The organism is Halomonas sp. (assembly GCF_052095695.1).
Taxonomy (GTDB): Bacteria; Pseudomonadota; Gammaproteobacteria; order Pseudomonadales; family Halomonadaceae; genus Vreelandella.
The window spans coordinates 45,564-58,505 of the sequence record NZ_JBQDLQ010000001.1; the positions used below are offsets into that span (position 1 = coordinate 45,564).

11 protein-coding genes and 1 pseudogene are annotated in these 12,942 nt (G+C 57.2%); 6 read left to right on the top strand and 6 right to left on the bottom strand.

Translation table 11 applies throughout. The features are described from left to right. Positions 1-16: 16 nt before the first annotated feature. From ACTH5D_RS00225 to ACTH5D_RS00235, 3 genes are all read left to right on the top strand, one after another. A complete protein-coding gene (locus ACTH5D_RS00225) occupies positions 17-400 on the top strand; it encodes a VOC family protein (RefSeq protein WP_441667660.1) in 384 nt (127 codons plus the stop codon). 128 nt (positions 401-528) lie between these two features. Further along, entirely contained in the window at positions 529-915 is a 387-nt protein-coding gene (locus ACTH5D_RS00230) for a DUF4870 family protein (RefSeq protein WP_441667661.1), read from the top strand. Positions 916-917: 2 nt separating this feature from the next. Next, positions 918-1,853, top strand: coding sequence for a lysophospholipid acyltransferase family protein (locus tag ACTH5D_RS00235; RefSeq protein WP_441667662.1), 936 nt, complete (start codon positions 918-920; stop codon positions 1,851-1,853). A gap of 26 nt (positions 1,854-1,879) precedes the next feature. On the opposite strand, the gene ACTH5D_RS00240 is transcribed toward ACTH5D_RS00235, so the two are convergent. Further along, positions 1,880-3,289, bottom strand: coding sequence for a mannose-1-phosphate guanylyltransferase/mannose-6-phosphate isomerase (locus tag ACTH5D_RS00240; RefSeq protein ID WP_441667663.1), 1,410 nt, complete (start codon positions 3,287-3,289; stop codon positions 1,880-1,882). A 42-nt stretch (positions 3,290-3,331) separates the two neighbouring features. After that, positions 3,332-4,912, bottom strand: a complete 1,581-nt coding sequence (locus tag ACTH5D_RS00245; protein WP_441667664.1) for an alkaline phosphatase — start codon at positions 4,910-4,912, stop codon at positions 3,332-3,334. A 139-nt stretch (positions 4,913-5,051) separates the two neighbouring features. Here ACTH5D_RS00245 and ACTH5D_RS00250 point away from each other — a divergent pair, with 139 nt between their 5' ends. Then, positions 5,052-6,662, top strand: a complete 1,611-nt coding sequence (locus ACTH5D_RS00250) for a glucan biosynthesis protein (protein WP_441667665.1) — start codon at positions 5,052-5,054, stop codon at positions 6,660-6,662. A 60-nt stretch (positions 6,663-6,722) separates the two neighbouring features. Continuing rightward, positions 6,723-7,502 carry a creatininase family protein gene (locus tag ACTH5D_RS00255; protein WP_441667666.1) on the top strand — a complete coding sequence of 260 codons (780 nt, stop codon included), beginning with the start codon at positions 6,723-6,725 and terminating at the stop codon, positions 7,500-7,502. A 24-nt stretch (positions 7,503-7,526) separates the two neighbouring features. Here the strand turns inward: ACTH5D_RS00255 and ribA are convergent, their stop codons facing one another. Then, positions 7,527-8,630: a GTP cyclohydrolase II RibA gene (ribA, locus tag ACTH5D_RS00260; protein WP_441667667.1), complete on the bottom strand. Its 1,104-nt coding sequence runs from the start codon at positions 8,628-8,630 to the stop codon at positions 7,527-7,529. A 255-nt stretch (positions 8,631-8,885) separates the two neighbouring features. Here ribA and ACTH5D_RS00265 point away from each other — a divergent pair, with 255 nt between their 5' ends. After that, the gene (locus ACTH5D_RS00265) at positions 8,886-9,629 is read left to right on the top strand and encodes a RibD family protein (protein ID WP_441667710.1); all 744 of its coding nucleotides are present in this window, start codon (positions 8,886-8,888) and stop codon (positions 9,627-9,629) included. A gap of 102 nt (positions 9,630-9,731) precedes the next feature. Here the strand turns inward: ACTH5D_RS00265 and ACTH5D_RS00270 are convergent. The 3 genes and pseudogenes from ACTH5D_RS00270 to ACTH5D_RS00280 all read right to left on the bottom strand — a co-directional run. After that, positions 9,732-10,634, bottom strand: a pseudogene (locus ACTH5D_RS00270) (lysylphosphatidylglycerol synthase transmembrane domain-containing protein); the annotation flags it as partial. After that, positions 10,603-12,540: a glycosyltransferase gene (locus ACTH5D_RS00275; protein ID WP_441667668.1), complete on the bottom strand. Its 1,938-nt coding sequence runs from the start codon at positions 12,538-12,540 to the stop codon at positions 10,603-10,605. The pseudogene ACTH5D_RS00270 and the gene ACTH5D_RS00275, both read right to left, overlap by 32 nt. Next, the gene (locus tag ACTH5D_RS00280; RefSeq protein ID WP_441667669.1) at positions 12,537-12,935 is read right to left on the bottom strand and encodes a 6-pyruvoyl trahydropterin synthase family protein; all 399 of its coding nucleotides are present in this window, start codon (positions 12,933-12,935) and stop codon (positions 12,537-12,539) included. Before ACTH5D_RS00280 ends, ACTH5D_RS00275 begins: the two co-directional genes overlap by 4 nt. Positions 12,936-12,942: the final 7 nt, after the last annotated feature.

Below are 12,942 nucleotides of genomic sequence, written 5' to 3' on the forward strand. Positions count from 1 at the left end.
GTTTAAGGAAAGAGGCATGCTAACAGGTCTGGATCATCTTGTTGTTACCGTCACGGACATCGGGCGCGCGGTGGATTTTTACTCTCGCGTGCTAGGCTTAGACGTACGCTATCGCGATGCCCAGCGGGTCGATCTAATGCTTGGTGATATCGCGCTGCGCCTGCATCAAACAGACACCGATATCGCCCCTGTCTCCGCAACGCCTACTCCCGGCAGCCTGGATTTATGCCTGCGCTGCCAGCTGCCGCTGGACGAATTTAAGCAGCACCTGGACGCCTTGGCGATTGACGTGGAGCTTGGACCTGTGGCTCGCCAAGGCGCCAATGGGCCGATTGAGTCAATTTATCTGCGCGACCCGGACGGCAACCTGCTGGAGGTTTGCCGACCTTCTTCACGCTAAGCACTGGCTCGCGTTAATGCCAAGCCGGGTATCGCAAGGTATCATACGGCCCTTGAACAGTAGCCGCTGTGCTGGGTAATGCGCAGCGAGCTCTATGCACTTATACAGATTGATCGAAAGGAAACGCTATGCGTGATAATGCCAATGCGCCGCTTGAAGGCGAAATAATCAGCGAAGAACAGCGCCATCAGCCCGACACCACGATGGCGATGGTTATCTATGCGCTTTATCTGGCCAGTTTTATTCTCGGCTTTACGTCGATTGTCGGGCTAGTCATCGCTTACGTGTATAAAGGCAAAGGCCCTGCCTGGCTAGAAGAGCACTATCGCTACCAGATTCGCACCTTCTGGATAGGGCTAGTGTACGGCATCGTCTTTTCGCTACTGACCTTAATACTGATCGGCTTCCCATTGCTGCTTGCGCTCGGCGTATGGCTGATTGTCCGCTGCGTTAAAGGCTTTAAAGGGCTGCAAGAGAAGCGTGCCCCCTCCAACGTAGACACTTGGCTGCTCTAACAATGACTCAGCACAGGTCTGAATCCGATGGGCGTTTCTCAAAAGCCAGTGCCATTAGCGGGCTTTGGCGTCATTTGTCAGGCTGGTCGCTCTCACGCCTGTGGCGGGTTTCCTCAGCGCTAGGGCCGCAGGTTTACCGCTTTAGCAAGCGTGAACGCTTTATCACAGAGCGCAACTTGGGCATTGTTTACCCCCATTTTTCGGCTGCCGAACGCAAGATACTTGCTCGGCATAGCCTGCGTCACTCAACGGCGACCATGTTAGAGCTAGGGCATGCCTGGATGGCGGAGCCGGATAACGTAGAAGCCGGCATTTTGGCGGCCTATGGGCGCGACAAGCTCGATAGCGCCCGGTCGCAAGGCCGTGGAGTGATCGTGCTAGCTCCGCACTTTGGTAACTGGGAAGTGCTCAACTTCTGGCTGTCGAGCCACTTCCCCTTTACTGCCATGTACGAGCCCCCAAAAATTACCGCCTTAGATCCCATCATTCGCCATGGCCGAGAGCGTATGGGAGCAAGCCTGGTACCAACAAATCCTCGCGGCGTCGCGGCACTGCTCAAGGCGCTTAAGCGTAGCGAAGCTATTGGCATATTGCCCGACCAAGAACCCGACTGGGGCAGCGGTGTTTTCGCGCCTTTTTTTGGTCGCGATGCCTACACCGCCACGCTGCTGCCGAAACTAGTGGCTCGCACCCAGGCAAGAGTCGTCACCGGCGTGGCGCTGCGCGTTCCCGGCAAAGGCTTTGAGATCCACTTTCTAGATGCCGACGAGCGCGTTTATAGCACCGATGACGTAGAGTCTGCCACAGGGGTTAACGCTTGCGTAGAAAGCGCCATTGCCCTGGACCCCGCGCAGTATCAGTGGGAGTACAAACGCTACCGCAAGGTGGTGCAAGAACAGCAGCAGTTGCCCAATTTTCGCGACTTTCGGCCGTATTGATAACGACTCCTCACTCTTACGGCAGATTACTCGTTATTGTCACGGGCATAAACATCGTCTAAGCGCTCGATATCGTCTTCGCCCAGGTAGCTTCCCGACTGCACTTCGATCAGCTCAAGAGGAATCTTGCCGGTGTTTTCCAGCCGGTGAAGCGCTCCGATGGGAATATAGGTCGACTGATTTTCACTGACTAAGAAACTCTGCTTTTCAAGCGTTACTCGTGCCGTGCCGCTCACCACCACCCAGTGTTCAGCGCGGTGGTGGTGACGCTGAAGCGAAAGCCGCCCGCCAGGTTTCACGGTAATGTGCTTCACCTGATAACGCTCGCCGCTATCCATCGCTTGAAAGCTTCCCCAAGGACGCTGAACCTGAGGCGCGCATTCAGGCTCGCGACGCCCCGCCAGAGAGAGTGCCGCCACCAGCTGTTTGACCTGCTGCGCCTGCTCACGGTGAGCGATTAATACGCTGTCAGATGTTTCCACGACAATCAGATTTTGCACACCCAGCGTTGCCACCAAGCGGTGTTCGGCAATTACCAGCGAGTCCTGGGTATCGGTTAGCCAGGTATCGCCTTTGGCAGCGTTGCCAGCCTCATCGGGCGCCACCGTTGCCCACAGCGCATCAAAACTACCTATGTCGCTCCACTGCGCCCTCAGAGGCACCACCGCGGCGCGCTCGCAGTGTTCCATCACCGCATAGTCGATAGAGTCCGCCGGGCAGCGGCAAAATGCCTCTTCGCCCAGGCGTAGAAAATCCAAGTCACGATGAGCCAAGCTAACCGCCGCCACACAGGCCGCAAGCATCGCCGGCTGCAAACGCTCAAGCTGCTCTAAATAGCTGGAAGCACGTAGCAAAAACATGCCGCTGTTCCACAGGTAGTCGCCGCTTGCTACCAGCTCAGCGGCGCGCTCGGCGCCCGGCTTTTCGATAAACGCGGCAAGATTATGCCCGCCCTCTAAAGGCTCACCGCAGGCAATGTAGCCATAGCCGGTTTCAGGTTGGGTCGGCACGACGCCAAATGTCACCAGGTAACCTGCTTCGGCGAGTGGCGTGGCCAGCATAACGCTGTGCTGAAACGCGCTAACATCGCCTATCTCATGATCCGCCGGCAGCACCAGGAGTAGCGGATCATCGCCGGCTTGCCGCGCCAGCAATGCTGCACAGGCAATCGCGGGTGCGGTATTACGCCCTTCGGGCTCAAGCACCAGTGTGGCCGTTTGATCCATTTCGCGCAGTTGTTCGGCCATTAAGAACCGATGGCTCTGATGCCCCATCAACATCGGGGCTTTATCGGTCAGCCCGACTAAGCGCCTCAGCGTCTGCTGCAACAAGCTCTGCGGCGACGTTAAGCGCAAAAACTGTTTAGGCATTTGCTCTCTTGATAGCGGCCAAAGCCGAGTACCGCTACCGCCGCTTAAAATTACCGGCTGAATCATGGTTCCGTCCTTGTGGTCGTCCTTGCATCAGAGCGCGCGTTTTTAGCGAATAGGCTCACCGAAATCGGCCTGTAACCAGTGACGCAGCTCGCTCATTCTAGGCGCATTCTCAGCCTGTTCGAGCACAGGCAGCGTGCCGGGCACAAATCCGCGGGCGATAAACGGCGTCAGAAGCGCGGGATCTGCACTGATGATATGCACCGGCACCGCCGCGCTAGCATTATCACCGGTAATTAACGGTGCGGCCTGATGATCACCAAGAACGATCATCAGCGTGTTGTCGCCCACCACCCGCTCCGCCCAGCGTCCGGTGACTTTTACAGCGTAGTCCACCGACCAGGCATAGTGATCGCGAATACGTTCAATGTCTTGCCACAGCACTTCTGGCGGGTCACCGGCATTTTCCCACGGTGCAAAAATGCGGCCATCCTCGATTAACGACCAGTCTTCAATGATCGGCAGTATCGGTGTCCAGGGCGCATGGCTAGAAATTAACGCCTGCTGAGCAAACACCGGCGAGTCGCCTAACAGGTGTTTCTGAGTGTAATCGAGGGTGAACTGATCGGGCATCGTCACCCAGTTAAGGGCAGGGCCGGCGTAGGCGATATCTTTAGCAGCGACTATTTCATCGAAACCGTAAATCTTGCCTTCCGGCCACGCCATGGTAATAGCGGGCATAACGGCGAGCGTACGCTGCCCGGTGGCACGAAAATCATCAATCAGCGTGGAATGGCCGCTGCCTAACATCAGCCGATACCATAGCTGGTTGTCGATCCACCGGCCGCTGAGCGTGGTCGCGTGCGCCAGCCACGACTGCCCTCCGCGAATCGGGGCTTCTAACATACCTGACACGACGTGAAGATCTCGCTCTTCTAAGCGCTGCTGCATCTCGGCAAGAGTGAGCAGCAACACGCCGGCATAGCGGGGATCATCTAGCGCCGAGATGCCGTATGACTCAATGAAAGTCAGCAGCACATTATGTCCCTCAAGCCCTGGCAGGGCCTGGGCCTGCATAGGCGCATCTTCCAACTGCGCGATAAATTCACCGCGAGCAGCATGGGTATCGATTACTTGCTGCCATTGAAAACGCGTGATGTTGACCAAAGGCAGGCGGGCGCTATCCACTAATCGCATACCGTTAAGCTCAAGCGCGGCACCGCTGGTCGCCATCACCAGCAGCGCTAATGCAACCGCCTGGGGCATGCGCTTAGTAACGTAAGACGCTGGTGGCAGTAGCAACCATGCCAAGCCCGCGACAATACCCAACAGTAAGCCGGCACCGGTCAGCATTGTGCACACGGCCAAAAATTGCCCGAGATTACCTTCCAGCAAGTTATAAACCGCACTCATTAAAGGCAAATCGAGATAGAGGTTGAGTGGCCGGGCAAAAGCCATATGCGTCGCGGCAGTTCCCAGGTTAGTAGCGGTTGCCAATACCACCCAGCTCACCAGCCCCACTGCCACGATGAGGCGAGCCTTGCCGCGAGGAAGCACCAGCATTAAAGGCGCGATGATCAACGCTTCCCAGGCAATCAGATGTGAGCTGATATCACTAAAACGCCACCACAGTGGCGCGATGAGCAGTAGATTGAGCAGCAGTACCGTTGATAATAATCGGGGCATCGCATTCTCGTGTGTGCCTGCTTTAGCTTAAGATCCTTAGGATAAGAATTATCGGTGCCTTATCTTATTGAAAGGTAATATACAGGCATAAGGCCGCTGAAAAACAACATCATCATGTTATGTCGAAAGGATTTCGCCCATGAGTGTTCGCAGTGTTGGTAGAGAGCCGGTTGGTAGAGGAAAGACTGTTAAATGGGGTGCTGGTAACTTGATAGTACTACTCGGCTGTACGACCGCATCGACTGCGTTTGCCGACGTTGATCGGCACTTTAACGCAGTGATTGAACGTGCGCAGAAGCTTGCTGAAAATACTTATCAAGCCCCCGAAGAGACGCTGCCTGATGCGCTGCGTGATATTAGTTACGATACCTATCGGCAAATTCGCTTTGATCCAGCGCATGCTTACTGGAAAGAAGAAAGCCCGTTTAACTTACAGCTATTTCACAGCGGTTTCCTTTTCCAAACCCCCATTACGCTCAATGTTATTGAGAACGATGTTATTGAGAACGATGGTATTGAGATTGAGAACGACAGCGTCGTCTCGCTGCCGTTTTCATCCGAGAATTACAACTACGAAGGAAATGCTGAAGCACTGAAGGAACAGGATTTATCGGGTAGCGGTCATGCGGGATTCCGCCTGCATTATCCACTCAATAACGAAGAATACGCAGACGAAGTAGCGGTTTTCCTTGGCGCGAGCTATTTTCGCATCGTAGGACGTGACCAAGTGTATGGACTTTCGACGCGTGGGCTGGCGATCGATACGGCCTCCCCCGGCGGTGAAGAGTTTCCAGCGTTCCGCGAATTTTGGTTTTATAAGCCCGCCGCTGATGCCGATCACCTTGAGCTATTGGCACTGTTGGATAGCCCTTCTGTCAGCGGCGCCTATCGCTTTATTATCTGGCCCGGTGACGATACGCAGGTGGAAGTAGAAGCCGAGCTGTTTGCGCGAGACGATATCGCCAAGCTAGGCGTTGCCCCACTCACCAGCATGTTTACTTACGGCGAAGCGAGCCGCGAGCGCCCGGACGATTTTCGCCCGCAGGTACATGACTCGGATGGGCTACTGATGCATACCGGTAGCGATGAGTGGATCTGGCGCCCGCTGAACAACCCTGATGATCTTCACACCTCGGTGTTTATTGACGCATCGCCACAGGGGTTTGGCCTCATGCAGCGCGAGCGCGACTTTAACCGCTACTTAGATACGGAAGCCCAGTATCATCGTCGTCCCAGCCAGTGGGTGGACCCCTTAAACGACTGGGGCCCTGGCCACGTTGAGCTGGTTGAGATCCCCACCGCCGATGAAACCCACGACAATATTGTTGCCTTCTGGGTCGCCGATGACGCGCTGAAGGCCGGTGAGTCTCGCCGCCTTCACTACCGTACCTACACCCTCAATGCTCAGCCTGAAGACGCAATGCTTGGGCAAGTCATTCGCACCCGCCATGGCCGTGTCGGCATTATCGAGCAGGAAGATTCAGCCTCATCAGGGCAGCGCCAATTTATTGTCGACTTTCAGGGTGGCACGCTAGATGAGCTAACGGCCAACCAACCGGTTGAGCTAGATATCAGTATCCAAGACGGTGAGGTGCTGTTGCCTCAAGTCACCGCCCTACCTAGTAAGGGCTGGCGCGCTAGTTTCAGACTCCCCGCCAGCGATCAGCTTAGCGATGTTAGCCTCAGACTGACCTTAAATGGCGAACCGGTTAGCGAAACCTGGAATTACGTGTGGTATCCGGATGCCTGACCCAAGCAACACAACGCTATCCCTTATCTGGCTCATCATCCGCTATAGGTCGTTCACGCTATGATTTACCACTGGCAAGCACTTACCTCTTCACAACTCGCCGATATCGCTCAGCGCGACCCGGTGGCGGTACTGGTACTCGGCGCCATAGAGCAGCATGGCACTCACCTGCCTTTAGCCACTGATCTCACGATTGGTTTGGGCCTTCAGGCGGCCATGTTGGAACAGCTGGATGAATCGCTTAATGTCATTTGCCTACCGCCCATTTCCGTGGGCGCCAGCGATGAACACGCAAGCTTTCCCGGCACGCTGAGCTTGCCCGCGCCGCTTGCTATTGCCACTCTGGAGGCCTATGGCGATAGCCTAGCCCAGACGGGCATTCGCCGCCTGGTACTGCTAAACAGCCATGGCGGTAACAAAGCGGTGATGGACATCGCAGGGCTAACGCTGCGGCGTCGGTATGCCATGCGTGTGGTAAAAGCGACCTATACGCGGCTACCTCCTCTTGAAGGCGGCATGGATGCTGAAGAACTACGCTATGGATTACACGGCGGGCTGCTGGAAACCGCGATGATGCGGCACTTAGCACCAACGCTTGTGCAGCTTGATCACTATCAAGCTGCCCCTACCACGGCACCACAGGGCAACGCATTAGTCAGTGCAGAGGGCGCCGCGGCGTTTGCATGGCTAGCAGAAGATTTAAGCACTCAGGGCGTGGCAGGTGATGCCTCTCACGCTAGTGCTGAATTAGGCGAGCAGTTAGTACGCCACTACGCAAGCCAGCTTGCCATGGTAGTAGCAGAAACTGCCCGACTGCCGCCGCTAGCAGGGCAAAACTAACGCTCTGATTAGCGACGGTTGCGGTTAGCGCTGGCTGCTTAATACGTCGTCCAAGAGATGCCCGCCACGGGTTGCCTTAGCGTTTAGGTAGCGCTGATTGTGGTCGGTAACGCTGCCGTAGAGCGCTTGGCGCGACACCACTTCGATGCCGCCTTGGTGCAAGGCATCCATTTTCAGCGGATTATTGGTCAGCAGTTGTACCTGATCGATTTTAAGGGCGCTAAGCATGTCCACCGCGACGCTATACTGGCGCTCATCATCGCCGAACCCCAGCACTTGGTCAGCATCTACCGTATCCAGCCCGCCGTCTTGCAACGTATAGGCACGCAGCTTGTTAGCCAAACCAATGCCACGCCCTTCTTGGGCCAAATAGAGCAGCACACCGCCCCCCATGGCCTGAATATCCTTTACAGCATTGCGCAGCTGTTCGCCGCAGTCACAGCGCAGGCTGGCGAAGAGGTCTCCCGTTAAGCAGGCCGAATGCATACGCAGCGGCACCGCAGCTTCCCACTCTTCCGACTTGCCAATGACTACGGCCACATGCTCGCGCAGGCCGTCCGGCTCACGAAAGAGCACGAAGCGGCTGTCGGCCGCTTCTTCCAGCGGAATATGCGCTTCGCTCACCCGCTTAAGCATGCCCGGCACACCGGCCAAGCACTGCTGAGCATCCTCGGCATTAACGGCTAACAGCTGCCCTTCGGCAAGCTGCTGCTCAATATCCGCGGCGACATTCTCACTCACAAACGCGCAGAGTGCCGCGGGTATTAGCAGGGCGCGACGCATGAGCGTTACTGCGCCTACTTCCGCTAGCACCGCTGGCTTTAAGCCCTTTAATCGCTCGCTGCCCGCTGGCGGCTGATCTTCTGAGGTGGCTAAACGATGCAGTTCGCCAGCGCCAATATCCGCCGCTAGCGGTAAGCTTGCCGCCTCAGCAGTGATCGTCACACCGATAGCCGCTAAGCGGTGGCGAGTAAGCACTAGTGAAGGCGGGCTACCGGCCAGCTTCGCAAGGGCGTCTACCGACTCGCTGCCTTCCAGCGCCTGCACCAATAAACGCTGGTTGTCGGCATTAATCACCACGGGCAAACCACGGCGGATATCGAAAATAGCGCGTTCAACCTGATACATATTGGCCTCCTGGCGTGGGAGTTGTTATAGCTTGCGCTGTGCGCTACTTGCTGCGAAGTGCTGACTCGAAGTGCTTGCTCTTAACCAAGCAGCGCCCGCATGATTAAGCGGACTTTTTAATACGGAGGCGTCATGCCCGGCCCCAACGTCAACAAGGGCGTTACCTCGCCAACCATCCATCAAGATGGCCGTATTGAGGCGGCTGATGCCTGGGAGTGGCTGCTGGCGCTGCGCCACCGTCGCGCCTGCTCGGTGATGATTGAGCTCACGCCTAACGGCGAGTGGAGAACGTCTCTGGCCGTTAGCGCGCAAGCCCGCGAGTTGCTGGACTGCCTGGCACCGCTGGCCAGCCAGCCTCAATGGGTTGTCGCTCAGTTGGGCCAAAGCCTTGATGGCCGCATCGCAACGGAAAGCGGTCATTCGCACTACATCAACGGCCACGAAAGCTTGGTGCATCTGCATCGGCTGCGCGCCATGGTCGACGCAGTGGTAATCGGCGCGGGCACTGCCTGTGCCGACAACCCGCAGCTGACGGTGCGCTACGTTAGCGGCGAGCACCCTGCCCGCGTTGTGCTGGACCCTCGCGGGCGGGTACTCAGCAGCCTTGCCATGATGCAAACCGATACCGCACCGACGCTGCATATTGTGGGGCCGGAAGTGCCGGCGACGACGCCTCATTCCCACGTTGAGCGCTGCGCGCTGCCGCTGAACGCTAGCAGCCAGTTCAACCCTCAAGATGTCATTGCACTGCTGGCCGAGAGAGGCTTGCATCGCGTGCTGGTGGAAGGTGGCGGCATTACAGTTTCTCAGTTCATCGAAGCGCATGCCGTTGACCGCTTGCATCTGCTCATCGCCCCGCTGCTGATTGGCTCCGGCAGGCCGGGACTGAAAATGACGCCCATCGACACGCTTGATAAAGCGCTGCGTCCGCCCACGCGAACCTTCCGCTGCGGTGAGGACACCTTGTTCGATATGCTGCTTCGGAAGGCTGCTCCCTGAGGGCGACACCTTTTCACGGCGGCTCAGCGCAACCCAGATACCCGGCAAGCTGGCCAGCAGCGCTAACACACCGTAAGCCAGCGATACCGCCACGCCCTGGGCTGCCGGCAACCCTACCAGCGCCCAAACACCGGCCGCGGCACCTTCACGCAGCCCCCAGCCCGCGACCGAAAAAGGGATCACCATCATTAAGAGCAATACCGGCGTGAGCGCGAGCAGCTGCAGTACGGGTAGCTCAACGCCAATCGCACGGGCTGCGCAGACCATCACTAAGCCATAGCTCAAGACAATCATCAGCGACGAGAGCAGTTGCCGAGACCACACGCCGCGTTGCAATAAGCCACGCTTAATATCGCGTGATAAGGCTTGGCTCCAGTCTGGTAGCCGCCGAGACCAGGCGTTAAGGCGATGGCGCAGCAGCAGCCCCCCGACGATCGCTAACGCTAGCCCTATCACTATGCTAAGGCCAACCACCTTGATCACGGGCATGCCCAGGGCGGCATGCCAAAGCGGCGAAAACAGCAGCGTCGTTAGCGTTAATAGCACTAACGCTAGCTGGCCCGACGCACGTTCAATAATCACCGCTCGCCAGGCCTGACCCCGGGACTGCGCTTGGCGGGCATGACGGTGAGCGCGGCCTGCATCGCCCAGCACTCCTCCCGGCAACAGCTGATTGACTAACAGCGCGAGATAATACTCGCGCAGCGCATAGCCAAATCTCAGCGGTACGTTAATTAGCCCGGCTGTGAACTGCCAACGCCAAGCGCTGAGCATGATCTGTAGTGTACTGATAACCAAGGCAAGAACTACCCAGCCGATAGAGAAACGCTGCACCTCATCAACAATCGCTCTAGGATCAACCCACAGTGCGACGGCCCCCAGCAGGGCGGCGCTTATAACGCCACGGTGAAGCCATGGGCTGCCTAGCATCACGTGTAGTCGCGTGCGGGCTCTCGGCGCCTGGGCCATTGGTTTACGCCTCTTCCTGGGGCATGGCGAACACATCCCGATGCCCCACCCAGATACCTAATTCACCGCCAGCAACTGCCTGCTGACGATGCTGCAACCAGGCCGCAATACGTGCCGATGATTCAGGTACCTGTTCTGTTATAGCCAGCGCCCAGCCTTCCAGCAGCGCTGACATCAACGGCAGCTGCTCGCGATTGCCAGCGCTTAGATGCCAAGGCGTTTCAGCTTGCTCAATGCGGTACTGCGCCTTTTCTAAGGCGGCAACTAACGCGTCATAAGCCTGGCCACCCAGCGCAGCACCTAGCCCTTTATCACGCTGTTGGTGAGCCATAAACACCGCCAGCATCCAGTGATCTTCATCGTCTAATAACGGGGCCCCGTGGGCATCCGTAAAGTGCCACTCGCCGGTCACGCTTAAAGCAATCAATAGGGCCTGATGCTGATGAGCACAGCGAGCAACCAGTTCCTCAATCCACTGCTGTGAAACCAAATCAAGCAGCGCTGACGCGGTCACGAGGTGTGAGTCGTTCAGCGGCACATCGCTCAGCGGCTCAAGCGATACGCAGTGTGTTTCAACCGCTACGGGCAGCCCCTGGCAATCGCTAAATTCAACCACTCGCTGCTGGGCCTGCTCCAACAGCCCAGCGTCATGATCGATTAATTTCCAGCGCTGGTAGCTGCCCAGATGCGGGGCAAGAAAGCGCATATTGCTACCTCGGCCGCAGCCAAGATCCGCTATTCGGGGTGATGCTGCACGCGCACTCAGCCACTCAGACGCCTGCATGGCCAGCGATTGGCTGCGCGAGTCAATGTCAGCCTCTTCGCGCAGCGTCAACCAGTCTGCTGAAAACTGGCTGCCGGCACTAAAGCCAAGCTGAGCCCTCGGCGTGGTTAACGCAGCAGCAAAGTCAGCGCCTGCCGCCTGCCAGTCATTAAGGCAATGGCGTGCTTGCGCCGCGCCTTGACGCAGCTGATGGCGTAAATCGGGGTCACCGCAAAACCGACTAAGGGCATCTTGTAGCGCCTCGCTATCACCCGGCGGAACGCTCAAACCCGCCCCCGGCGGCAGCGTATCGCACAGCGCACCGCCGGTAGTGGTAATCACAGGCAGACCGTGGGCCAGCGCCTCAGTAATCACCATGCCGTACCCTTCATACCAAGACGGCAACACAAGGGCGTGGGCACGTTGATATGCTGCTACAAGGGTTTTATCATCGCACTCACCGTGCAAGATAACTTGACCGGCAAGCTGATGTTGTTCGATAAGCTGCTGAACGCGCTGGGTAAACGCAGCATCACGCGCACCGCCATAGCAGTCGCACTGCCAGTTATCCCCCACTACGCCTGCTAACGCCTGAACTAAAATGTCCTGCCCTTTGCGGGGCGTTAACGTCGCCACACACAGCAGCCTCAGCGGCTCGCCTGGCTCGTCGGCGGGGCTTACCGGCGCTTGAGCGACACCTGGCTCAATGACTGAAATATCGGCATTCAGCGGCATGGCGTAGTTCGTTGCCAGTTCCAGCACACGCCGAGCGGTAAAATGGCTAGTGACGATGATGCGCGCCACGCCTGCAAGAGCCGCAAGCTCACTACGATGAAAGCGCTGCTGGTCCGCTGCGCTCAGGCCCAGCTCATCACCTAACGGATGATGCAGCAGCGAGGTAATATCCAAGCGCTGTCCGTGCAGGGCAATCACCTCTGGCAATGCTCCCATGGCCAGCCCATCAATCACCACCGACGCCCCTTGTGGCAACGACTCAAGGGCTTGGGTGAGCTGCTGTGTTGCTTCGTTATCGGGATCAGGAAACGCACCAGAAAGGCCGGTCACGTTGATCTCCCAGCCCTGCTCACGCAAGGCTGCGACGATGTGCGCATCGTAAAGATAGCCACCGGTGCGTTGAGCAGGGTCGCCAGCAACGATTAACGTGAAATGCTGGCTCATAGCGCGCCTTCGAAGCTTGCCCAGGCCACATGAGACTCGTGGAGCTTGATTTCCATATGCGTAATACCACGGGCCGTTTGGCCCATTTTACCCTCGCCAATCGCGCCGGCGAGTTTGTCAAAAATCGCCTTGGCCATAAATTCTGTGGTGGTATTTTTGCCTGAGAACTCGGCTGCTTCGTCCAAATTGCGAAAGTTGTAACCCGCAAGAACTTCCTTCACCGTTTTACTCGCCAGGCCGATATCGATCACTAGGCCATCTTCATCCAGCTCAGGGCGCTGAAAAACCACATCTACGACATAGGTCGCGCCATGCGTACGTTGGGCAGGGCCAAAAATCTCGCCTTTAAAGCTATGCGCAATCATAAAATGGTCACGGACGCATAAGCGGTACATAGAGACT